Below are 23,605 nucleotides of genomic sequence, written 5' to 3' on the forward strand. Positions count from 1 at the left end.
TCCTTGTCCTAAATAACTAGCGGGCCGTCATCAAGCGCAGGGCTTGGCGGATAGCGTCCGAAGTGGTCGCCACTTGGTCAAAGTCCATCTGCTTGAGCACACGCTGGATATCGCGCTGGGAATAGCCCAAACTGTCCAGGGCCTCCTCCAGTTCTTGGGCAATGGGATGGGCTGGACTCGTCGAAGCGGCTTGGGCAGGCGTTTTACCTTCAACATCACTTGTCAGTTTCCCTTGCAAGTCGAGGATAATCTGCTGGGCCGTCTTCTTGCCGACCCCAGGAAACTTGGTCAAGAATTGACTATCTGCCTGGTCAATGGCCCGGATCAAGCCTTCATGGTCACCCAAGCTGAGGATGGACAAGGCACTCCTTGGCCCGATCCCTGAGACCGAGATCAGATGCAGGAATAAGTCCTTCTCTGCTTCATCGCTAAAACCATAGAGGCGGATACTATCTTGGCTGACTGCTTGGTAGAGCCAGATTCTTGCTTCCTGCCCCACCTGGCTAGAAAAGCGATAGGGATTGGCCATAATCACTTGGTAACCAATCCCATTCACTTCAATGATAATCGCATTCGGTAAGATGCTGGTTATCTTTCCTTTAAAATAAGCATACATGACGGAATGCTCCTATTCTACAAATTTCTTATAGTCGCCGTAACCTTTTTCATCCATTTCTTCGTAAGGGATGAAGTCTAAGGCTGCGGAATTGATGCAGTAGCGCAAACCGCCTTGGTCTTTAGGCCCATCATTAAAGACATGGCCGAGGTGAGAATCTGCGGCTTGGCTCCGCACTTCGGTTCGCACCATGCCGTGGCTGGTGTCGGTATTTTCCTTAATTTGGTCGTCAAAGAGCGGCTTAGAGAAGGAAGGCCAACCACACCCCGCATTAAATTTAGTCGTTGAGGCAAAGAGCGGGCTCCCATCGACAATATCCACATAGATGCCCTTTTCATAGTGGTCATCATACTTCCCTGAAAAAGGTGCTTCAGTCCCACTTTCTTGGGTCACCCGGTATTGGATATCATCTAATTCTTTCAAACGTGCTTCTTTATTGGCTTGGTCCATTTCAGTCACTCCTTTAAGGTTTTGTCACTTTCATTCTAACATAAAGCTTGCCAAATGCGAACATTTGTGCCCGGGACTAATGGCTATCCTGGATCCGTTTAAACAAACGCTCAATTTCATAAGTCGAATAGTGGATCAGAACTGGTCGACCATGGGCACAGTTAAAAGGATTCTGGCACTGGCTCAGGTCAGCAATCAGTTGCTTGGCTTGGTCATCAGACAAGTAGTGGTTGGCCTTAATCGAGAGCTTGCAACTCATCATGATGGCTGTCGCCTGGCGGAACTTGCTCACACTGGCTGATTTATCGGTCAGGGCCAGTTGGATTAATTCCTCTACCGTCTCATGGACCTGGTCAGAGCGAATCCAAGTGGGATGGGCAGATAATTGCAGGGTTTGGCTGCCAAAGAGTTCAAAGTCAAGCTGCATCTCCTTTAATTTGGGCAGGAGGGGCTGGATCTCAAGCATTTCATCCTGGGTGAATTCAAAAAGTTCAGGGATCAGCAATTCCTGCATAGCGGTCCCGTAAGTTCCGATATGGTCCCGGTAGTATTCATACTTAATCCGCTCCTGCATGGCATGCTGGTCCAGGAGATACATGCCTGTATCATCTGAGGCTAAGAGATAGGTCCCGTGCAATTGACCGATATAATCTAGATCAGGAAAAGACGGGGACTGGTCGACCTGCTTGGCATCGATGGACGTAATCCGGTCCACATCCCGCCAGACTTCTTTTTCACTGTGCTTGTGCTGGCGCTCCTCGATTGAAGGCTGGATCGTCTCTGAAGAAGCCGGCTGAGCCTGACTTGGACTATCTTCTGAATCAAGACTAGCATTTTCACTTGGCCTTTCCGCTTCTTCCCAAGAGCTATTTGTTGAGGAAACCAGCTCACTTAGCTGGCTGGGTCGCCTTGATGGCACTTGAGAGCGAGAACTGGACAAGGGCAGTTGGCCCTGCTCATAGCTTTCTTCTAGGCGGAAGGGCTCTGCTTTGGCTTCTTCGGTATACTGGAGGGGTTGGTTGGCCTCAGGAATCCGCTGGAGGGGTTGAAAGATATGGTCCAGGCTCTCTTTGATCAGATCATAGAGGACATCTTCCTTAGAGATTCGCACCTCCATCTTAGTGGGGTGGACATTGACATCCAAGAGCTGGGGATCGGCCTCGATATGGAGGACAGCAATCGGATAGCGGCCAATCATTAACTTCTCCCGGTAACCATCAATGACCGCTTGGCTTAACTTATAATTGCGAATATAGCGGCCATTCAGGTAGAGAGAGATGTAGTTCTTGCTGGCCCGCGTCAAGGTCGGTGGGGACACATAGCCTGTCAACTTGAAGTCCAAACTCTCGGCTTCGATCGGGTACATCTCCCGGGCCTGCTTAAAGCCATAAACAGCCGCCAAAACTTCCTGGAGCCGGCCCTTGCCATTACTCTCAAAGACCAGCTTGTCCTCATTAAAATAGCGAAAACGAATTTGGGGATGTCCCAGTGCCTGGCGGTTAATAATATTGGAAATATGGGAGAGCTCGGTTGGCAGGCTCTTGATATACTTCAAGCGCGCTGGCGTATTGTAGAACAGATTCTCCACTAGAACTGAGGTCCCCTGGCGGAGATGGCTGTCGCGCCGGTCCACCAGCTCACCGGCCTGCAAGTAGATCCAGGTCCCCGTCTGGCCGTCTGAAGTCTCCAAGGTCATTTCAGAAACTGAAGCAATACTCGGCAGGGCCTCCCCACGAAAGCCGAGCGAATGAATCCGGAACAAGTCCTGACTCTGGTGGATCTTAGAAGTGGCATGGCGCTTAAAAGCTAACGCCACCTCGTCAGACGCGATGCCGATACCATCGTCAATCACTTGAATGCTGCGGAGTCCCCTCTCTTCCACTCGAATTTCAATCACCTGGGCCTGGCCATCAATGGCATTTTCCAGCAATTCTTTCACAACGGAAGCGGGCCGTTCCACCACCTCGCCCGCCGCATTCTGGTCCGCTACCTGGCTGGGTAAGAGTTGGATCGCCATGGTTAATCCCCTCCTTCCACTTTAGCGACTAGCTTGCGCAAGAGCTCAAAGGCCTGCATAGGAGTGGTGTCGTTTAAATCCACCTGGTCCAATTGGTCCATGACCCAGGTCGCTGTCGGGTCTTCAGCTCGGGGACTGGTCTCTGCCACACTAAAGAGACTCAATTGTTCCCCTTGGTCCTCCCCATGACTCGCTTGGAGGTCTTTCAAGATCCGGTCGGCATTGGCTAGGAGACTTTTTGGCATGCCCGCCAGCTTAGCCACATGGATCCCATAGCTGCGGTCAGCAGGGCCAGGGAAAATCTTGTGGAGGAAGACCAGTTCCCCATCCTTCTCGCTAGCCCCCACGTGGATATTGCGGAGTCCAGGCAAAGAGTCCTCCAAGCTGGTCAGTTCATGGTAGTGGGTGGAGAAGAGCAGCTTGGCCTCTAAATGGTCGTGGAGGTATTCTAAGATGGCCTGGGCCAAAGCAATCCCATCATAAGTCGAGGTCCCCCGGCCAATCTCATCAAAGAGCAAGAGGCTGCGGTCGGTCGCATATTGGATGGCCTGGTTGGCTTCCAACATCTCCACCATAAAGGTCGACTGGCCTGAAATCAGGTCATCAGCTGCCCCAATCCGGGTAAAGATCTGGTCAAAGATCGGCATCTTAGCCGATTTGGCGGGAACATCACAGCCCATCTGTGCCATAATCACAATCAGAGCTAACTGGCGCATGTAGGTTGACTTCCCGGACATATTGGGCCCTGTAATCAGTAAGACATTGGTTTTGTCGTCCATTTCGATGGAATTGGGGACAAATTGGTCCTTGCCGATCACCGCTTCCACGACCGGGTGGCGGCTGTCAATAATCTCTAAATTCCGGTCGTCCAGAGAAATTTCAGGGCGGACAAATTGATAGTCTTCACTGATCTGGGCAAAGCTCTGCAAGACGTCCAGGCTAGCCACTGACTTGGCTAGGGCCTGCAAGTCCTGCTTATAGGCCTTGACCTGGTCTCTGACTTGGATAAAAAGTTGGTATTCCAAGTCAATGGACTTATCCTCCGCTTCTAAGAGGGTCCTTTCCATTTCTTTAAGCTCAGGGGTAATATAGCGTTCGGCATTGGCTAAGGTTTGCTTGCGCTCATAGTTATTCTCCTCCAAGTCATCGAGAAGGTGGAGGTTAGCCTTGGTGACCTCAATATAGTAACCAAAAACCTTATTGTAGCCCACCTTGAGCGACTTGATCCCTGTCCGCTCGCGTTCATCTGCCTGGAGCTTGGCAATCCAAGCCTTACCGTGGCGCATGGCATCGCGGTAGTGGTCGAGTTGGTCGTTGAAGCCATCACGGATGATGTCGCCTTCCGTAATCTGCACATTGGCATCCGGATCAATGGCTCGGTCAATCAGGTCCACCACTTCCGGCAAGGCCGTTAAACTCTCTAAAACACCTTGCCAGTGGGCCTGCCGGTCTTCATCTTCAGCCAGTAAGAGCTGGAGATTATGGACAATGGCTGGCACCTTGGCTAGGGACTGCTTGAGTTGGAGGAGTTCCCGGGCATTGACACTGCCCATGGAAATCTTAGCCACCAGGCGTTCCAAGTCATAGACCCCTTTCAATTGCTCCTGGATCTCTAAGCGGACGAAGTATTGGTCCATGAGATCAGCCACACAATTCTGCCGGCGTTCAATATCAGCCGCGATAATCAAGGGACGGTCAAGCCACTGACGCAAGAGCCGGCTGCCCATTGCAGTTCGGGTCTGATTAAGAAAGGCCAAGAGACTATTAGCCTGTTGGCGGGTCCGGATCGATTCTGTGAGTTCCAGGTTCCGCTTGGCATAGTGGTCCAAATGTAGGTAGTGGTCCACTTCATAGTGTTCGGCCTCCTGCCAGTGGTCCACCATCTGGAACTGAGTGGCTTGGACATAGGCCAAAAGCAGGGTCAAAGCTGCCCGCTCATCTGCCCCTTCAATTGCCGTCAAGAGCTGGTCCTGGTCTTCAATTGCCGCTGGGTCCGGACTATAAACCGAGAGCGTAAAGTCTGCTAGGCGCTTGAGCTTGTCTAAGAAGTCTTCATCAGGCTCTGTTTCTACCACCAACTCACTCGGCTGAAGTTGGGCAAACTCCGTTAAGAGAGATTCCAAACTCGTCAGCTGGGTCACCTGCAACTCCCCAGTCCCTAGGTCACTGTGGGCTAAGGCATAGCCTGACTTGCTCTGAAGCAAGGAACAAATATAATTATTGCGCTGCTGGCTGCCCTCTTCCAGGTAGGTTCCCGGCGTAATCAAGCGGATCACTTCCCGGCGCACCATCCCCTTCGCTTGCTTAGGGTCTTCCATCTGCTCAGCAATGGCCACCTTATAGCCTAAACGAATCAGCTGGCGAATATAGTCCCCCGCCGCATGATAAGGCACCCCACACATAGGAATGGGGTTCTCCGCATTCTTATTGCGACTCGTCAAGGTAATCTCTAACAACTGGGCCGCTTTCAAGGCATCATCATTAAATAATTCATAAAAGTCCCCCAACCTAAAAAAGAGAAAAGCATCTGGATACTTAGCCTTCATGGCCTCATACTGTTCCATCATTGGGGTTTTCTTAGTCTTTTGAACCATCATGCACTCCTTTGCTTGTATCTTTATCTATCCTAGGCCTTCCAAGCGAGAATGAGCTTGGCCAAACGATTCATCTCCCCATTTTAACACAAATCTCTAGAGACCGCCTAGGCAGGCGAGGAAGATTTTCTGGACGCTGCCTGATTTTCCTGGCGCATGCCGATTTCCCACTTGAATTTTTAGCCGATTAGCGTTAAGATAATTCTTGTACTTATTCTATGGAGACGTAGCGAAGAGGTCATAACGCGGTTGACTCGAAATCAACTTGTCGGTGACTACCGGCACGAGGGTTCGAATCCCTTCGTCTCCTTTAAGCTGTTTTAGGCACCTTCAAAAAGTCCCTAAAACATTGATATAATAGCATTCTTAAAAAACTCATGAACCCTTAAAAACGGTATCCCTCCAGTCTCTACTGGAGGGATTACAGGAGGGTTTTAAGCTAAAAATAAATATGGGTCTACCCCCACCGCTAAATTAGTTAGTCAGCGCCTATTAAGTTAGGTGCTTTTTTTGTATTCCTTTTGATTCATCATAACAAGTTTTAACATGTTGATGGCATCACTCAAGCATCTAGAAAACATGTCAGGTTTTGTCAGGTTCTCCCTATCCACCTTTTTCCATCATTTTTAAAATAACATTGAGGTTTTATGAGGTTCTTAATCCTTGCTAGTAACATGTAGTTCTCCCCTTTTTTAGGGGGCCGAAAAGTCTATTTTTTCTTTTTATGGCGTCCATTTTGTCCGATTCAGCTTTTTAAGGGTGCCGATTCCGCCGCTTTTATTGTATTGTCTAAGCGGAGTATTTTCGGAGTAGTCAAGAGTAAGTTTATAACAAAAGAGCCAACTCTAGTTAGCTGGCTCCGTTCGTATAAGCGTTATTTGATTAATGGATTCCTAATTCTTCTTTTAGGGCTGTTTGTAGGACACTAGAAAAGTTCACTGATTGGGCTTCAGCACTATCATTCAACCATTTAGGAATAGTCAATGTCTTCTTAACGGCTTGATTGCTGGCACGGTCTAGGATTGGGGCTAGCCACACATCCACAAAAACGATTCTTCCTTTTTCGGCAACAATATCCATATTTGCCTCTGGGAAATCGATTCCTTTTTTAGCATAGACGGTTAATGTTCCTTCTAATACATCCTTCGCATTAATAACCGCCTCTTCAAAGCTTTCCCCATCAGTAAAACAAGCTTCAAAATCAGGGAATTCAGCATAATAAACATTATCTTCTTCTGTGATGATACAAGGGTAAATGACTTTTTTCATGGTGGGCCTCCTCTATAGAAGGACTCAGGGCTAAAACTTCAGCCCTGTAATCCGTTCAATACTCGTTAAAGTGCCAGAAGGAATGTCCTTCTTAGTGCATTTCACGGGGCACGTTTTGCCATCTTTAACATAGATTTCATGAGAACCTGTTGTATGGTCAAGTTGCCAACCCGCTTTTTTCATCACTTTAACGACTTTTCTGTAAGGTTTTGTTTTAGACATGTCTAACCTCCTTACACTTATTATTATACGTGTTATTTATACGTATGTCAATTGATTTAGTTATTTACTTAGACAATTAAGATACATCAGCCCTAGAATCCATTTTATCGCTCAAAACGCTATTAGTTACTCAGCTACATAAGTTTCAATAGTACCAATGACTAAATACCTTGCTAGCTACTCAATCGCCTAATATCGCTATATAAGCCCCTCTAGCCGTGATGAGGGTAACCCCTCCCTAGTTTGATCCCCTCTGAATCCCTGGCCACTTGTTCAAGCTGGCATATTAAAAAGGCTAACCGTGATGGCTAGCCCTTTAGAATTATTTAGTGATGTAGATGTGACGATTGGAAATATTTTTCCATTACCCATCCTTCATCACTTTTGTATCTATCAGTTTTTCATTCGTCTTAGGCGCCACTTTATCCCGTGCATGATACATGCATACCGTGCGTATTTGCTGTAAGCTCTGTTTCTAGTTCTGATTCAACCCCTGGCACTGAAGCGAGATTTTTTATTTTACCGCTGATTGTACGGTACAAATATTCATTAGAATTTAAGGTATTCTTGTTATACTTACTAATCCAATAGTTCAAGTTGTCTAGCTCTCTTCTACTTCATTAAAACCCTTAATCTTGGATAGTAAGGCATATGTACCTCTCCCTCATCTAATCTGAAACCTGACAGACACAAGGTACCAGCTACTGGACATTTTTCTAGACGAGAGCTAATTTCACAATACTTATCAGCGATAATGGTGAAATAATATCTCTGCCCTTCATTTGTGACACTCACATAATTGAAAATTTTAGGGGTCACATCGCTATGCCCAACTGTCATATAAGCAAAACACTCCTTCCTCTCCTTTTTGTGAATTCTAGTGAGAGCTAGTAAGTACTAATGTTGATTTGTCGGTCTTTATCGCACTTACTAAAGGCTAGTAAAGTCTAATAAATGCTAGTTTTTACTCGAATTTCTATAACTTTTTGGACCGTTAACGAGCTAAATTAGCTAATGTATAGCATCCATAAAAAAACAAGCAGCCTGGCAGGTCAATTTGCCAGGCTGCTTGTTTTCTGTTCATCCATCTCATTTGATTATTCTATCTAAAGGAAACAAAAGCAACTAATCATCTTGATCATCATCGCTATCTCTTGGCTTAAAGAAGACTGACCAAAAGCCTCTTAAGGTTAGATGTTTGCAGAAATAGAACCATGCAGACCATACCAAAACCATAAAGAGTACAAATAAGAAATGTAGTAGACGATGAGGCATTTTAATCATTGCTCCTCTATATTTCAAGCACAACTAAGAACTTAATCATTTTGCACTTTTATTATACCATATAATCAAAAAAGCAAAGTACTTAGGCAGGCATCGCTAAATTTCTTGACATTTTATTTCCACCTGGTATTGTGAATAAAAATATTTATATTTTACGAGGAGGAAAAGGAATGAAGAAATTATTGTTACTAGCGCTAGCTGCTGCTACGTTAAGTGCTTGCGGTGATCAGGTTAAGGAAGCCCCTGCTGGGAAGGTTGAACTGCAGGAAGAGAGTAAAGAAAGTAAGCCTGAAGAACTTACAAAAGTCGGGCAAAAATCAAATGATCCAGAATTCGGCAGTCTCGAACTCAAGAAAATAGCTCAACCCGAAAAAACGCTAGACATTGCTCCTGAATTAAAAGCGACCATCCATAACGTCAAACTTTTTCAGTCTGATAAAGGCGAGGCAGACCCTGTTTGGGACATGGTTGGGGGCAATCCAAAAGATGGTTACTTCTTACAAATTGTCTATTCTATAGAAAATCTATCAGACCAAGAAATTATCGGTCCCCATTTTGATCGGGTCATCTTAGATAATGGTGAACAAATCGATGACCATGTTCTCCTCAATCAAACGACTGAATTAGCCCCTAAAGCTAAAGCTTCTGACCAAGTCATGCTGGTTGGCGTCCCGACTGAAGAATTTTCCGGCTTCTCTCTGGAAATGACTACTGCTATGACCATGGACGAAAATGCCATGGACCCCATGATTCAAACCCAAGCGATTGATTTTCAATTTTAAGTGCTAACTTCTTAAGGAGTATACACGTTTTATCGGACCCTAGCGCTAAACTTTAGGGTCTTTCATTTTTTGCTCTGGCTTCCTTCCTTGTGCTAAAATAGGCTTAAATAACTAAGGATAATAAAAGGAGGATGCGATGATTTCCAAGGCAGCTCTATCCTATTTAGAAGCTGAGGGGATCCATGATTTACGGGTGGAATACCCCCAGTCTTTATTCAATTCTTGCTGTGAAGCCAGTAATTTTGAGCCTGAGGTCAAGCGCGGACAGCCCGCCCATCCAGAGAACTATCAGAGCTTCCAAGCTGGACCGGTGACGATCTTCCTGCACCGGTCTGTCCGTCTCTCTGACCGGGGCGACTGGGAGATTGGTCTCTTTCGCTTCTTAGGCTACAAAAAACTAGTTTTCTCTGGCTTTCGTCCCATTTAATGAAAGGAGCCTATATGTCTAAATTATTTCAACACCAAAGCTTAGGCGATTTGATGGCGGGGTTCTTTGATGGCAGTATCCGTTTCGGTGAACTCCTTGACCATGGCGATACCGGCCTCGGCACCTTCCACGCCTTCGACGGGGAGTTTATCATGGTCGACGGCCAAGCTTACCAAATCCGAGCTTCCGGCCAGGTTGTAGAGGTCGAGCCTGAATTGACCAGCCCCTATGCTGCCGTCACCTTCTTCGAGCCAGACCGCTTTGAAGAGATTAAACGGCCCACAACCCTGAAAAAAATGCGATCTGAGATTGGACAGATGGTCCAGAGCAAGAACGTCTTCTCGGTGATTCGAATTGATGGCCACTTCGACTATGTCCATACCCGGGCGGTGCCAAAGCAAGAAAAGCCCTATCCGCGCTTAGTTGAAGCCACCCGGGTCCAACCTGAATTCGAACAATACGATATCATGGGGACGGCAGTCGGCATCTATACGCCCCACCTCTACGATGGCGTAGCCAAGGGCGGCTTCCACTGCCATTTCATCAGCGATGACCGCAAGTTTGGCGGCCACATTCTGGACTACATCGTCACCGATGCCAAGGTCCAAATCCAAACCATCGACAGCTTGGAGCAACACTTTGCAACAGACTATGCCGAATTCATGGAAAACGACATCGACTACGACAACCTCGCCGCCGAAATGGAAGAAGCTGAAGGCTAAAGGGTGAGAGACTTGGCGGTTAGACTCGGATGATTGGAGCAAGTCAGAATAAGAGCGAAGCATTCGCTCGTTTCTGACTTGTGAAATCACTCCGAGTCTGCCAAGTAGAACCCGACTACACAGGGTGAGAGGGAGCGCGGGTAGAAGTGGACCTCTGGAGCAAGTGAGGACAAGAAAAAGAGCTTGGAAATCCCAAGCTCTTTTTGCTGCAAATTATAGGGGTAATACGACTTAACGTGCATAGTCGACAGCACGTTTTTCACGGATTACCGTTACTTTAATTTGACCTGGATAGTCAAGTTCTTTTTCGATTTGCTTGGCTAAGTCATGCGAGAGTTTCACTGCTTCGAGGTCATCTACCTGGTCAGGTTGGACCATGACGCGGATCTCACGTCCCGCTTGAATCGCATAGGACTTGCTGACACCATCGGCACGGTTGGCAATGTCTTCCAAGCTGCGTAGGCGTTGGATATAATTTTCAAGCGATTCTGACCGGGCACCTGGACGTGCAGCAGATAGCGCATCGGCAACAGCGACAAGCACTGAAATTGGTGAAATGGCTTCTACATCCCCATGGTGACTTGCAATCGCATTGATCACGAGGTCATTTTCATGGTAGCGCTGGGCCAGTTCGACCCCAATCTCAACGTGGGTCCCTTCAATTTCATGGTCCACGGCCTTGCCGATATCATGTAAGAGACCAGCACGTTTGGCGCAGGCTTCATCCAAGCCCAGCTCACCAGCCAGGGTGCCCGCTAATTTAGCCACTTCGATACTGTGGCCCAGGACACTTTGGCCATAACTGGTCCGATAATTCAAGCGTCCCACTAGCTTAATCAAGTCCGGATGCATATCATGGATGCCGAGGTCGAAGACAGTATCCTCCCCAATGGTACGGATACGGGTATCCATTTCTTTGCGGGCTTTTTCCACCGCTTCCTCAATCCGGGCCGGGTGGATCCGGCCATCCGCGATCAAGGCATCGAGCGCGATCTTAGCAATTTCTCGGCGCACAGGGTCGAAACCACTCAAGACGACAGCTTCAGGGGTATCATCGACAATTAAGTCAATCCCCGTTAAGGATTCTAGCGTCTTAATGTTCCGCCCTTCTTTACCGATAATCCGGCCCTTCATATCGTCATTAGGTAAGTGGACAACTGTCACTGAACTTTCAGATACAGTGTCCGCCCCACTCGTTTCAATGGCTTGAAGGATAATCGATTTAGCGATTTTATCAGCTTTTTCACGAACTTCTTGTTCAGCATCACGAATTTTAATCGCAACTTCATTACTCAATTCACGTTCTGTTTCAGATAAAATCAAGTTTTTCGCATCTTCTTGGCTTAAACCTGATACTCTTTGAACTTCTTCTTCACGTTTTTGGATCAATTGGTCCGCATGAGCTTCTTTTTCTTCAAGATTGGTCATGCGGTCACGCAAGGATTGTTCTTTGGAGTTGAGCTGATCTTCTTTATTATCTAGCGTGTTTTCGCGGCGGGTGATGCTTTCCTCCCGCTGGTTCAAACGATTTTCACGTTGTTTAAGTTCATCACGATCAGCTTTTAAATCTTTCTCAGCTTCGGTTCGATAAGTTTGGGCTTCTTCCTTCGCTTCAACAATCATTTCTTTATATTGGGATTTGGCATCACGCTCGGCACGGTTGATAATATCCTGGGCTGAACGTTCAGCTTCAGCGAGTTCGGCTTCCATCCGTTCCTGGCGACGCTTGTCCCCAACATAGTTCCCGACTAAAAGGCCAACAATTAAAGCAACGATAACGAAGGCTATTCCTGTAAACTGCATAGTTCACCTCCGTTTCTATTTAATTGTAGTCTTAAATACTTTAAATATTTTTACTCAGTGTAAAAACTTTTACACCTATTATATATTGTATATTTTTGTTTCTAATCTGTCAATTGTTCTTTAAAGGGCCCACCATTTAGACCAATGACTAAACACAAAAAAGACCAGGAAAACTCCCAGTCTCTTTGTAAGTTACATCGTTTATTGGCGACTAAGCTTAATCTTTGCAGTGCCGATAATTATTTTCTGCTTAAAGGACTAACAAGTCCTAAGCTCAGGCCTTATTCCTTGTCGTCTTCCTTATCGTCCACGTCTAAAGCAGCTTGCCCAGTAGCTTCTTCTTCTGAATCAGACTCAGCGGCTTCACCACCAAAGCCATAGTGGGCACGGACTTGTTGGTCCACCGCTTGGAAGATATCAGGATTTTCCTTCAAGAAGTTCTTGGCATTTTCGCGACCTTGGCCGATCCGGTCATCCCCATAGGAATACCAAGAGCCTGATTTTTGGATAATATCCAAGTCAGCGGCTAGGTCAACCAATTCGCCAGCTTGGGAAATCCCTTGGCCATACATGATATCAACCTCTGCCACGCGGAAAGGTGGGGCAACCTTATTCTTAACGACCTTAATCTTGGTCCGGTTACCGATTACTTCTCCAGCCGCCTTCAATTGTTCACCGCGGCGAACTTCTAAACGGACGGTAGAATAGAACTTCAGAGCCCGACCACCTGGTGTCGTTTCAGGGTTTCCGAACATCACGCCCACCTTTTCACGGATCTGGTTGATAAAGATAGCAATGGTCTTCGTCTTGTTAATAGTCCCGGATAGTTTACGGAGGGCTTGCGACATGAGTCGGGCTTGCAACCCCACGTGGGCATCCCCCATCTCCCCTTCAATTTCAGCCCGGGGCACTAGGGCAGCGACGGAGTCAACGACTACAATATCGATGGCCCCTGATGAAATCAAGGCATCGGCAATTTCTAAGCCTTGCTCACCCGTATCAGGCTGGGACAGGAGCAATTCATCAATATTGACCCCTAAGTGCTTGGCATATTCAGGGTCTAGGGCATTCTCCGCATCGATAAAGGCTGCAATGCCGCCCCGCTTTTGGACTTCAGCGACCGCATGAAGGGCCACCGTTGTTTTACCTGAAGATTCTGGACCGTAGACTTCAACAATCCGGCCCCGAGGATAACCGCCAACCCCTAAGGCGATATCGAGAGTCAGTGATCCAGACGGTACCGTTGATATTCTTTGGTCGGCCGTGTCACCTAACTTCATAATGGCGCCCTTACCAAAATTTCTTTCAATTTTTTTGAGGGCTTCGTCAAGGGCTTTTTGACGGTTGGAATCGTTGTTGGATTTACTCACAGTACTTCCTCCTTGTCGTACATTTACTCTAGCTATATTGTAGCGGGCTTCTGCTTAAATAGCAAGCAAAAAGCGAACAGTTGTTCTAATTTAATTTTTGGATAAGGGCCAGGCAAGCGGCATGGACTGCTGACCGGCGGATGTTCTCACGCTGGCCTGATAAGTGCAGGCGGTGGACTTGGCAGTCGTCGGGCCCGGCTATGCCAATAAAGACCGTTCCGACATCCTGGCCTTCCATCTGGTCGGGGCCAGCAACCCCCGTAAAGCTCAGGGCATAGTCCGTCTGAAAGAGCTGGCGGCATCGCTCTGCCATTTCCTTGGCGCAAGCCTGGCTTACCATGCCTTCTTGGTCCAATGTTTCAGTAGAGACGCCTAGGACATCGCGCTTGGCTTGGAGGCTATAAGTCACGACGCCCCCTTCAAAAATTTCTGAAGCGCCTGGGCAGTCAACAATAGCAGCTGCCGCCATCCCACCCGTTAAACTTTCAGCAAGAGAGACTGTTTTTTGCTTGGTCTTGAGGGTCTGGACCAGGGCCTGGCTGGGCATATAGTCCAGACCTTGGCCATAATAGTAAGCCCCAACGCGGTCGTTAATTGTTTCTTCGAGGGTATCTAAGAGGCCCTGGGTCGTCCCTTCATCCGAGCCACTAGCCGTCAAGCGCAGGGTCAGAACATTATTCTTAGAATAAGTTCCGATGGTGGGATTTTCCTGGCTTTGAATCAGGTCATCTAAGCTTTCGGCTAGCTGGGACTCCCCCAGTCCATAATAATTCAAGTAGCGCGAAGTCAGCACCTGCCGGCTCTCTCCAGCTATGAAGTCTTGGATCAAGGCCTTGCCCTCTTCAAGGAACATGGCCCGCATCTCCTTAGGGAAGCCAGGTAGGACTATATAGAGTCGGCCATCCTTGACCAGGGCCGTGCCCACCGCCTGCCCCACAGGATTTCTGAGACTTTTCCCCCGGCTAAAATAGAGGGACATGCCTTGGTTCAAGTCCGACATGGTCGCTTGACGCCGGCTAAAGTCTTGGCGGACCCGGTCTAAATTCTCCTCATCATAGACCAAGGGCTCATCGAGATAGGCAGACAGGGCCTGCTTGGTCAGGTCATCTCGGGTGGGCCCGATGCCGCCTGAATAAATAATTATATCAGATCGTTCTTCTGCCTGCTTGGTGACCGCTGCCAGGCGGTCGGGATTGTCGCCGATAGCCGTTTGGATATAGTGCCCCACCCCCAGTTCTGTCAGTTGTTGGGCCAAAAATTGGGCATTAGTGTTCAAGATTTGCCCCATGAGAATTTCCGTCCCAATCGCAATAATTTCAGCTTTCATTTCTTTCCTCCTTATTCATATATAGACCATTTTTTCCAAAATTCACTTTTATTCTAACAAATTTTTTAAAAAAGCTTGGACCAAAAGTCCTTGCCTGATAAAAAAGTGACTAGGAGCTTGACCTAATCACTTTTCTTTTTTCTATGCTGAGCCCTTAGAGGCCATCACTAAATACTTTTTTGTTCTTAATGAAATAGTCAAAGCCTGAATAGAGGGTGAAGAAGAGGGCGAGGTAGAGCAAGACCTGACCGATTGAGAAGGGTAGGAAGGCAAAGGGCGCATCATCAACCAAAAGGAAGATGACAGCGAACATTTGCGTCATCGTCTTAACCTTGCCGATAAATTTAGCTGCCATGACCTCCCCTTCTTGGACTAGGATTAAACGCAAGCCTGAAACAGCTAGTTCTCGCATGAGGATCAGGCTGACCACCCAACCTGGGGCCTTACCCAGAGTCACCAATTCAATCAAGGCCGTCGCGACGAGCATTTTATCAGCGATGGGGTCCGCAAACTTACCGAAATTAGTGACTAAGTGGTCGCGGCGGGCAATATAGCCGTCCAACCAATCAGTAAAGCTAGCAAAGATAAAAACCAAGGCTGCTAAAAACAAATGAGGGTCGATCGCACTGCCTAAGACATGCCAGGTCCCCCAATCCAAGGGTAATTCCACTAAGAGCAGGAAGACGGGAATCAGTAAAATCCGAAATATCGTTAATTTATTAGGTAAATTCATCTCTCAATTCTCCTTTAATTTGCTTGTGAAGGCTCATCGCTGTTATCGGAAATGTTGACAACCCGTGGCTTAGACCCATTAGCCGGTCCGATGATCCCCCGCTGTTCCATATCATCAATGATGCGGGCGGCCCGGTTGTAGCCGATGCGGAAACGGCGCTGCATCATAGACGTGGATACGGTATCCCGACCCTTGACAAATTCCATGGCGTCAGGCCAGATCTCATCGAGTTCATCAGCTGGATTCTCTTCACTGGCTTCGCTGGGCATCATCGCTTCTACATAATTTGCTTCTTGCTGGGACTTCACAAAGTCAACGACGCGTTCCACTTCATCATCATCAATGAAGGCCCCTTGGACACGGATCGGCTTGCCCTCGCCCATCGGCATGAAGAGCATGTCGCCGCGACCTAGCAACTTCTCGGCCCCATTCTGGTCGATAATAGTCCGCGAATCTGTCCCACTGGAGACCGCAAAGGCGATCCGAGAAGGCACATTGGCCTTGATGATCCCTGTAATGACGTCAACGGAAGGTCTCTGGGTGGCTAGAATCATATGGATACCAGCTGCCCGGGCCATCTGAGCCAGACGGATGATGGCGGCTTCCACTTCCTTAGAGGCAACCATCATCAGGTCAGCCAATTCATCGACGATGACAACTATATAAGGCAGGCAGGGATCGTCCGTCCCCTCTTCCCGATTCTTTTCACGGATATGTTGGTTGTAGCCCTTCATATTCCGGGCCCCTGTTTCGGCAAAGAGTTCATAGCGCCTTTCCATTTCTGCCACAATCTTATTCAGGGCTTGGGCAGCCTTACGAGGGTTGGTCACAACAGGGGTTAAAAGATGGGGAATGCCATTGTAAACATTCAATTCCACCTTCTTAGGATCGATCATCATTAACTTCACTTCATGAGGTTTGGCCTTCATCAAGATAGAGATAATAATCCCGTTAATACAAACCGATTTACCTGACCCCGTAGACCCTGCCACCAGCAAGTGGGGCATCTTGGCCAGGTCAGCCATCTGGATGGAGCCCGCAATACTCCGCCCCAAGGGAACTTCCAAGAGTTTGGGCGACTTGGGAGCATTCTCCAAGCTATCACGCAAGGCAACTAGACTGACTTGTTGGTTAGGGACCTCAATCCCAATGGCCGATTTGCCAGGAATAGGCGCTTCAATTCGGATATCCTTGGCCGCCAAAGCCAGGGCAATGTCATCCGCAAGATTGGTGATCTTGCTGACCTTGGTCCCGATAGCTGGCTGGATTTCAAACTTGGTCACAGCTGGTCCCAGGTTAGCCTTGACCACCTTGGCATCGACATTAAAGCTCTCGAAGGTCTCCTCTAACTTCTCAATATTGTGTTGGATCACACTGTATTCGCCGGACTGGTCCGTCTCTTCCCGATCATTCAAGAGATCAGGCTGAGGCAGGCGATAATTAGGATTCTCTTCCTCGGCTTCCATTTTCATGTCGGCCAGGTCTTCATGGTCCTCCTCTTCTTCCTCATCGTATTCAAATTTCAAGGGAATATTTTGGGCAGGCGCGGCAGCTTGAGCAGGAGCCTCTTGTTGACTCGGACTCGACTTAGCCCGGCTCCCTCCTGAAGACTGGGAAGAGGATAGGCCGACGATTTCTACCGGCTCTCTTGGCGCAGGCTGGGCCTCTTGGTCAGTCCTTTCTTTTTTAGGCCGGATGCGGTTCTTCTTTTCTTTAGCTTCCGGCTGCTTGGCTTTTTGCTTGGCCTTGGCCTGGCGCTTCTCTGACTGTTTCTGCAGGCTCTCCTTACTGTCTGCCAGGAAATTGGAGAACCAGTCTGAAAAGACCGTCCAGAGCATCTGGATGCCTTCCAAGAATTCCTGCCAGGAGATATTCATGACAAAGCAGAGCAGGACCAGGATGGCGATAAAGATCAGGACATAGGTCCCCACTTGGCCCAGAGTAAAATAAGAGACCGTGTAAAGCAAGGCCCCAAGCATTCCCCCGCCCAAACTCTGGCTGAAGCTACCCTGGCGGAGGGCTTCCGTCGCTAAAGACCAGGTCACATTAATCAGAGACTGGCCCTGATCCGCAAAGGCTGAAAAATACCAAGAATGTAAGATCAGTGCCAGCAGAGGCAAGAGCCAGAGACAGGCTTGGGACAGGCGGTTGCGCAAGTTAGGGCCCTGACCTGTTAAAATCAGCCAGACCATGGCTAAGGCCAGGCCAACAAAGACCGGCAAGTAAAGCTCGCCCACTAATAAGCGCATAAGCTGGGCAATGAGCCGGCCGACAAAGCCTAAGCGGAAAATGCCAAATAAAGTCACCACAAGCACGCCAAGGGCAATCGCTTCATTTTTAAATGTACGTTTTTTTGTTTTTTTCCTTCTTCTTTTTGCCATTGACTTCCGACAACATCCTTTCTCGACTAATCGATTCGACGATTATACACTCTATATTATATACAATTTTCAGCTTTTACGCAGCTTATGGGCTAGGAATAATTTTCCCACAAGTTAGATTTCTTTACCAGCTATTCCCCCAGCCCCGCAAAGCATGCTATGATTAAGGAAAGGAGGTTGCAAGATGTTAACCAGTAAACTTCGTATCATAGGCCGGGTCCAAGGGGTCGGCTTCCGTTTTCACTGCAGTCAACTCGCCCGCCAGTGGCACTTAGGGGGCTCGGTTAAGAACGAGGCAGATGGCAGTGTCAGCCTGGTCCTCCAAGCAGATGCCCAGACCCGAAAGGATTTTCTCCAAGCCCTTGAAGAAGCCAATCCCTATGCGCGGATTGACCAGGTCGACCTGCTAGCCGAGGAAGACTTAGACTTTAAAGATTCTTTTGAAACGCTTTATTGAAATCATAAGCTAGTTTCGATAGAATAATAGGGTAAGTTTTATCAAAGATTAAAGGACGTGACATATTGTTTAAATCATTGACAGGCAAGCGGACCAAACTGCTTGCCCTGACGCTGACTAGTACCCTATTACTAGCTGGCTGTGCCAACCCGAATAATCCGGACGGCTTTGGCTTCCGTTGGTTCGCCATGCCGATCAACCGTTTACTCAACTGGTTTGCTGAGATCTTTAATGGAAATTATGGTCTAGCCATCATTACCATGACCATCCTGGTACGCCTGGTTCTTCTACCGCTCACCATGCGCCAGTTGAACTCCACTATGGAACATTCGGTCCGGATGAAAGAATTCCAACCCTATATGAAAGAAATGCAAGAGCGGCAAAAGAATGCCAGCTCTGACGAAGAGCGGATGCGCCTCGCTATGGAGCAGCAAGAATTTCTTAAAGAAAATAACATCTCCATGCTAGGCGGGATGAAAGGCTGCCTGCCTCTCCTCATTCAATTACCGATCTTCTCTGGCCTCTATGCGGCGATCCGAACAAGCCCTGACATCAAGGCTTACACCTTCTTTGGCATTCCTTTAGGCGAACCAAGCCTACTCTTCGCCATCATTACAATTGCCCTCTATGCCCTGCAATCTTGGGTTTCTCTTCAAGGGATCCCAGAAGAACAACGGGCTCAAATGAAGATGTCGATGTTTATGATGCCAATTATGATGGGCTTTATCGTCTTCAGTGCACCTGCTGGTCTGACCCTCTACTTCATTGTATCAGCGCTCTGGGGTGTTCTCCAATCGCTCTACACCAATCTCATCTACCGGCCACGCATCACAGCCCGCATTGAAGAAGAGATGAAGAAGAATCCGGTTAAAGTGAAATCGAGTCCAAGCACACAAGCCAAAGACGTCACCCAAAGCGTCAAAGACGACGCCCCTCGTCAAATTGACAAGGGTCCGAAAAAAGGTCGGAATGCCGGCAAGCAAAAGCGTCAATAGACGCTAGCAGTTCTTGAACATCTGTAGCTTAATGACCAAATTCAAAAACAGAACGGATGCTCAGCTATCACAAAAACAAAATTAAATGCCTTAAAGCAGCACACTCTGTCCTGCTTTAAGGCATTTTTTTAATCTGTATCTGAGTCCGCTTCCACTGACCGGACCTTGTCATCAACTTCCTCAGCTAAGGGCAGGCGGATGTGGAAGACCGAACCACTATTCAAGGAAGATTCCACGAAGAGCTGACCCTTGTAACCCTCGATCAGCTGACGGGCAATGGGAAGGCCGAGACCATTGCCACCTCTTTCCCTAGACCGAGCCTTGTCCACCCGGTAGAAACGGTTAAAAATCTTATCCTGGTCTTCCTGAGAAAGCCCTTCGCCAAAATCCTGGATGGCAATTTCCACATAGCGGATCACATCCGTAGATACCGTAATATGAATCAAGGGAGTATCGGTGGAATACTTGACGGCGTTGTCCAATAAGATAATGAGGCACTGCTCTAAATGGTGGCGGTTAATCGCCACATAATAAGGCTTAGAGAGCTCATTATTCAAGATGAAGGTGAAGTCAGGGTGGAGCATCTTGAAGTTCTCATAAGACTCTTCCACCACCATACCGGCATCAACCGCCTCATCTTGGTAGTGGATCTCCACTTGGCCAGCCCGCGACAGGTCGAGCATCTCTTGGACCAAAACCCGCATGCGCTCAATCTCACTCAGAGCTGATTGGATGGATTCCTGTAAAACTTCGGGATCATCCTTGCCCCAGCGGTTGAGCATCTTCAAGTGTCCCTGGACAATCGCCACCGGGGTCCGCAATTCGTGAGAAGCATCCTCAACAAAATGCACCTGCTGGTCGATATAATGGGTCATCCGGTCTAAGAGCTGGTTAATCCCCAGGGAAATATCCGTCAGCTCATCCTGGCTATCGCGGATGATCACCCGGGTATCGGCAATGCTCTTAAAGGAGATCCGGTCCAGGGTGAATTTAATATCGCGGATAGGCTGGAGCATCCAAGACGCCGTTAAGAAACCTGCCACCCCTGAAGCAAAGAGGAGGAAGAAAGCGATAAAAGTGAGCGAGACCACTAATTCTCCCGGACTCAAGATCACAATCGCTATTGGTACCAGCATGGCAATGAGCCAGATAATCCCTGATAGGCAAAGCCCCCATTTCCAAAAAAGTGAAATCCGCTTTTTCTTCTCTTGGTTATCAGGTTGATTATCTAATTTCATTGTTCAGTCCTCATCACATAGCCTGTTCCGCGCACCGTTTGAATATAGGAAGGTTGGTCTTTGCGGTCAATCTTATTGCGCAAGTAACGGATATAAACATCCACGACATTGGTTTCAATCTCAGTGTCATAATTCCAGACCTTATTGAGTAATTCCTGGCGAGAAAGAACCACATTAACGTTCTCCATCAAGGTGACTAAGAGCTCGTATTCCCGCTTGGTCAAGTCGATGATATCATCCCCTCGGTGAACAATCCGATTTTCTTTTTCGACCGTGATATCCTTAAAGGTCAGCTTGGTTTGTTTCACTTGGAATTCACTCTCTGCAATATTAATGCGACGAAGCAAGGCCCGCATCCGTGCCAGGAGTTCTTCAATCGCAAAAGGTTTAACAATATAGTCATCGGCACCTTGGTCCAGGCCAGACACCCGGTCAATAATAGAATCGCGGGCAGTCATCATAATCACTGGTGTCGTCTTCTCATGGCGCAGGCGGCGGCAGACTTCCACCCCATTAATTTCTGGGAGCATGAGGTCGAGCAGGATAATATCCCAGTCTTCTTCAAGAGCGGCCTTGAGTCCCGTCCGGCCATTGTAGCAAGTTTCCACTTCATAGCCCTCGTACTTCAGCTCCAATTCAATGAAACGGGCTAAATTCTTTTCATCTTCAATAATTAATACACGTGTTGCTTCTTCACTCATCTCATTCACACTCCATCTCCATAATATTTAGTTTTTGTGAAAAAATATTCCTTAAGCAATTCATATATCCCTATGCTATAATAAAAAGCGTACAGCTTACAAGAGAAAGCGAGGTTTCTTATGCCACAGCACATGCCAAAATCTAAAATGTACGATAACAAAAAGAAGAAAAAACGTCGTGGCCAAATCTTAATCTGGATCGGCCTCATCGCCATCATCGGCTCCGTCGTCTTCGCCACCGCCATGGCCCTCTACGGCTATTACGCCGGGTAAAACAAGGGTGTGAGAGGATGCGGGAGAAAGGGAACTCTGGAGTAAAAGGCCTGAGAAGGCTGAAAGCCTTCGACGGACTTTTGCGAAGAGGAGCCCTTTCTGCATCCTCGAACCCGACTAAAAGGGTGTGAGGGCTGGCGATTAGCTTTCCTTCACTGGAGCAAGTCACCAGAGCAGTCTGCAAGACTGCGTCGGAGACTTGTGAAGTGACAGGAAAGCTGCCAGACCGAACCCGACTAAAGGGTGCGAGAGGATGCGGGAGAAAGGGCCCTCTGGAGCAAAGATCCAGAGAAGACTGCAAGTCTTCGAAGGATCTTTGTGAAGAGGAGCCCTTTCTGCATCCTCGAACCCGACTAGCAAGGGTGTGAGACTTGGCGTTCAGGCTTGGATGATTGGAGCAAGTCAGAATAAGAGCGAAGCATTCGCTCGTTTCTGACTTGTGAAAACACTCCAAGCCTGCCAAGTCGAACCCGACTACAGGATGTGAAGGCTAGCGCTTAGCTTTCCTTCACTGGAGCAAGTCAGCAAAGACTGGGAATCCCCCAGTCTTTTTTATTTCGACTTTTGTCACACTCTAATAAAATCTGTTCCAAAAGTCAGCTCTAGCATCCACTTCACCCATGATGGTGATCCTTGAACAAGGCTCTTCATCATGGCTTCCAGTGGTCTAGAGCTCCCGACTTTTGTCACACTCTAAAGCTTACTTCTATTTTACAACAAATCTTCAAATTCATCTGCAATATGCTCAGCTTCTTCGACTTGGTCTTGCCATTCAATCCGCTCAAACTTGGTCTGGTCGACTGCTGCTTGGACGAGCTCATCGATGGCTAAGCGTTTTTCCAAGTATTCCACCTCGTCCAAATGGGGCTTGGTCTTAGGCGATGGCGGTGCAAAGACGGTGCAGCAGTCTTCGAAGGGCTGGATGGATAAGCCATAGGTGTCAATTTTTTCTGCGATATCGATAATCTCAAGCTTATCCATAGTCACCAGGGGACGGAGGATTGGGGTTGAGGTAACCGCATTGATGGTATACATGCTCTCCAGGGTCTGAGAAGCTACCTGCCCCACCGATTCGCCGTTCACAATAGCCAAGCCGTCATACTGGTCCCGCAAGCGGTCTGCCACCCGGTACATCATCCGCCGGGTCACGGTCATCAGGTATTCTTTAGGGATTTTTTCTTTGATTTCTTCCTGGATCTCGGTAAAAGGCACTTCTAAAAAGTTAATCCAGGCCGAGAAACGACTAAGCTTGCCCGCTAATTTCTTCGCCTTTTCCAGGGCTTGGGGACTGGTGTAAGGTGGTGAGGCAAAATGGAGGGCGGTCACCCGGATGCCCCGCTTCATGGCCAAGTATCCAGCTACCGGAGAATCGATACCTCCCGACAACATGAGCGTCGCCTTGGCGCTGGAACCCACGGGCAGGCCACCCAGTCCAGGCAGCCAATCCGTCGATAAGAGGAAGTCTTGTTCGCGCACCTTCACCCGCAAGGTCAGATCAGGTTGCTTTAGCTGGACCTTGAGCTCTGGATAGGCTGCGCCGACATGGGCACCTAATTCCCGGTTGATGGCATTAGTATCTAGACGATAGGAATGGTCCGAACGCGAGGTAGCAATCTTAAAGGTCTTAATATCAGACTTGGCCATCTCCTTAGCGACCACTTCAACAGCCACTTCTTTAAGTTTCTCGAAGTCGCGTTCGATAGTCAAAGCCGGACTATAGGACTGGATGCCGAAGACATCCTGTAGGCGCTCAAGAACCAGGTCTTGGGGGGCATCTTCAAGATGTAGGAACATAAAATCGTGTTGCTGGCTAACTTTAACTTGGGGATAGTCATAGAGGGCGCGCTTAATATTATCCGAGAGTATCCGAATAAAACGGCGCTTATTCTTGCCCTTAATGGACAACTCCCCATAGCGGATCATAATAATTTTTTTCATAGGACC

At 48.0% G+C, this 23,605-nt stretch carries 20 protein-coding genes and 1 tRNA gene; 7 read left to right on the forward strand and 14 right to left on the reverse strand.

Annotated features, from left to right (window positions below; genetic code table 11):
- Positions 1–16: 16 nt before the first annotated feature.
- The 4 genes from ruvA to mutS form a co-directional block, all read right to left on the reverse strand.
- Positions 17–616: a Holliday junction branch migration protein RuvA gene (gene ruvA, locus AWM72_RS01250; RefSeq protein ID WP_067971958.1), complete on the reverse strand. Its 600-nt coding sequence runs from the start codon at positions 614–616 to the stop codon at positions 17–19.
- Positions 617–628: 12 nt separating this feature from the next.
- On the reverse strand, positions 629–1,066 hold the full coding sequence (gene msrB / locus AWM72_RS01255) for a peptide-methionine (R)-S-oxide reductase MsrB (protein WP_067971960.1): 438 nt from the start codon (positions 1,064–1,066) through the stop codon (positions 629–631).
- Between the two features lie 76 nt (positions 1,067–1,142).
- On the reverse strand, positions 1,143–3,083 hold the full coding sequence (gene mutL, locus AWM72_RS01260) for a DNA mismatch repair endonuclease MutL (protein WP_067971962.1): 1,941 nt from the start codon (positions 3,081–3,083) through the stop codon (positions 1,143–1,145).
- A gap of 2 nt (positions 3,084–3,085) precedes the next feature.
- On the reverse strand, positions 3,086–5,677 hold the full coding sequence (mutS, locus tag AWM72_RS01265) for a DNA mismatch repair protein MutS (RefSeq protein ID WP_067971966.1): 2,592 nt from the start codon (positions 5,675–5,677) through the stop codon (positions 3,086–3,088).
- A 220-nt stretch (positions 5,678–5,897) separates the two neighbouring features.
- Between mutS and AWM72_RS01270 the strand changes: the two genes are divergently transcribed.
- Positions 5,898–5,987 (forward strand) — tRNA-Ser (locus AWM72_RS01270).
- A 572-nt stretch (positions 5,988–6,559) separates the two neighbouring features.
- Here AWM72_RS01270 and AWM72_RS01275 read toward each other — a convergent pair.
- On the reverse strand, positions 6,560–6,946 hold the full coding sequence (locus tag AWM72_RS01275; protein WP_067971970.1) for a type II toxin-antitoxin system HicB family antitoxin: 387 nt from the start codon (positions 6,944–6,946) through the stop codon (positions 6,560–6,562).
- Between the two features lie 30 nt (positions 6,947–6,976).
- Positions 6,977–7,168 carry a type II toxin-antitoxin system HicA family toxin gene (locus AWM72_RS01280; protein WP_067971975.1) on the reverse strand — a complete coding sequence of 64 codons (192 nt, stop codon included), beginning with the start codon at positions 7,166–7,168 and terminating at the stop codon, positions 6,977–6,979.
- A 1,454-nt stretch (positions 7,169–8,622) separates the two neighbouring features.
- Between AWM72_RS01280 and AWM72_RS01285 the strand changes: the two genes are divergently transcribed.
- The 3 genes from AWM72_RS01285 to budA all read left to right on the forward strand — a co-directional run bounded on the left by AWM72_RS01285 (position 8,623) and on the right by budA (position 10,383).
- Positions 8,623–9,234 (forward strand): hypothetical protein, encoded by a 612-nt coding sequence (locus AWM72_RS01285; protein ID WP_067971976.1) that lies wholly within the window; start codon positions 8,623–8,625, stop codon positions 9,232–9,234.
- Positions 9,235–9,370: 136 nt separating this feature from the next.
- Positions 9,371–9,661 (forward strand): hypothetical protein, encoded by a 291-nt coding sequence (locus AWM72_RS01290; protein ID WP_067971980.1) that lies wholly within the window; start codon positions 9,371–9,373, stop codon positions 9,659–9,661.
- A gap of 14 nt (positions 9,662–9,675) precedes the next feature.
- A complete protein-coding gene (budA, locus tag AWM72_RS01295) occupies positions 9,676–10,383 on the forward strand; it encodes an acetolactate decarboxylase (protein WP_067971983.1) in 708 nt (235 codons plus the stop codon).
- Between the two features lie 231 nt (positions 10,384–10,614).
- Here the strand turns inward: budA and rny are convergent, their stop codons facing one another.
- The 5 genes from rny to AWM72_RS01320 form a co-directional block, all read right to left on the reverse strand.
- Positions 10,615–12,186: a ribonuclease Y gene (gene rny / locus AWM72_RS01300; RefSeq protein ID WP_067971987.1), complete on the reverse strand. Its 1,572-nt coding sequence runs from the start codon at positions 12,184–12,186 to the stop codon at positions 10,615–10,617.
- Between the two features lie 281 nt (positions 12,187–12,467).
- Entirely contained in the window at positions 12,468–13,556 is a 1,089-nt protein-coding gene (recA, locus tag AWM72_RS01305; RefSeq protein WP_067971990.1) for a recombinase RecA, read from the reverse strand.
- An 85-nt stretch (positions 13,557–13,641) separates the two neighbouring features.
- The gene (locus AWM72_RS01310; protein ID WP_067971992.1) at positions 13,642–14,883 is read right to left on the reverse strand and encodes a competence/damage-inducible protein A; all 1,242 of its coding nucleotides are present in this window, start codon (positions 14,881–14,883) and stop codon (positions 13,642–13,644) included.
- A gap of 154 nt (positions 14,884–15,037) precedes the next feature.
- On the reverse strand, positions 15,038–15,616 hold the full coding sequence (gene pgsA, locus AWM72_RS01315) for a CDP-diacylglycerol--glycerol-3-phosphate 3-phosphatidyltransferase (RefSeq protein ID WP_067971997.1): 579 nt from the start codon (positions 15,614–15,616) through the stop codon (positions 15,038–15,040).
- Between the two features lie 14 nt (positions 15,617–15,630).
- Positions 15,631–17,997 carry a DNA translocase FtsK gene (locus AWM72_RS01320; RefSeq protein WP_067972000.1) on the reverse strand — a complete coding sequence of 789 codons (2,367 nt, stop codon included), beginning with the start codon at positions 17,995–17,997 and terminating at the stop codon, positions 15,631–15,633.
- A gap of 184 nt (positions 17,998–18,181) precedes the next feature.
- Here AWM72_RS01320 and AWM72_RS01325 point away from each other — a divergent pair, with 184 nt between their 5' ends.
- Positions 18,182–18,454, forward strand: coding sequence for an acylphosphatase (locus AWM72_RS01325; RefSeq protein WP_067972003.1), 273 nt, complete (start codon positions 18,182–18,184; stop codon positions 18,452–18,454).
- A 65-nt stretch (positions 18,455–18,519) separates the two neighbouring features.
- Complete coding sequence (gene yidC / locus AWM72_RS01330) at positions 18,520–19,449, forward strand: membrane protein insertase YidC (RefSeq protein WP_067972005.1); 930 nt, start codon at positions 18,520–18,522, stop codon at positions 19,447–19,449.
- Between the two features lie 128 nt (positions 19,450–19,577).
- Here the strand turns inward: yidC and AWM72_RS01335 are convergent, their stop codons facing one another.
- Together AWM72_RS01335 and AWM72_RS01340 are read right to left on the reverse strand one after the other, a co-directional pair.
- Positions 19,578–20,687, reverse strand: coding sequence for a sensor histidine kinase (locus AWM72_RS01335; protein WP_067972007.1), 1,110 nt, complete (start codon positions 20,685–20,687; stop codon positions 19,578–19,580).
- Entirely contained in the window at positions 20,684–21,388 is a 705-nt protein-coding gene (locus AWM72_RS01340) for a response regulator transcription factor (RefSeq protein WP_067972011.1), read from the reverse strand. Before AWM72_RS01340 ends, AWM72_RS01335 begins: the two co-directional genes overlap by 4 nt.
- Positions 21,389–21,508: 120 nt before the next feature.
- On the opposite strand from AWM72_RS01340, the gene AWM72_RS09265 reads away from it, so the two are divergent.
- Positions 21,509–21,661, forward strand: coding sequence for a MerR family transcriptional regulator (locus AWM72_RS09265; protein WP_101603758.1), 153 nt, complete (start codon positions 21,509–21,511; stop codon positions 21,659–21,661).
- A 711-nt stretch (positions 21,662–22,372) separates the two neighbouring features.
- On the opposite strand, the gene thiI is transcribed toward AWM72_RS09265, so the two are convergent.
- Complete coding sequence (thiI, locus tag AWM72_RS01345; RefSeq protein WP_067972014.1) at positions 22,373–23,599, reverse strand: tRNA uracil 4-sulfurtransferase ThiI; 1,227 nt, start codon at positions 23,597–23,599, stop codon at positions 22,373–22,375.
- Positions 23,600–23,605 lie beyond the last annotated feature (6 nt).

Origin of the sequence: Aerococcus sanguinicola (genome assembly GCF_001543145.1) — a bacterium.
Taxonomy (GTDB): domain Bacteria; phylum Bacillota; class Bacilli; order Lactobacillales; family Aerococcaceae; genus Aerococcus; species Aerococcus sanguinicola.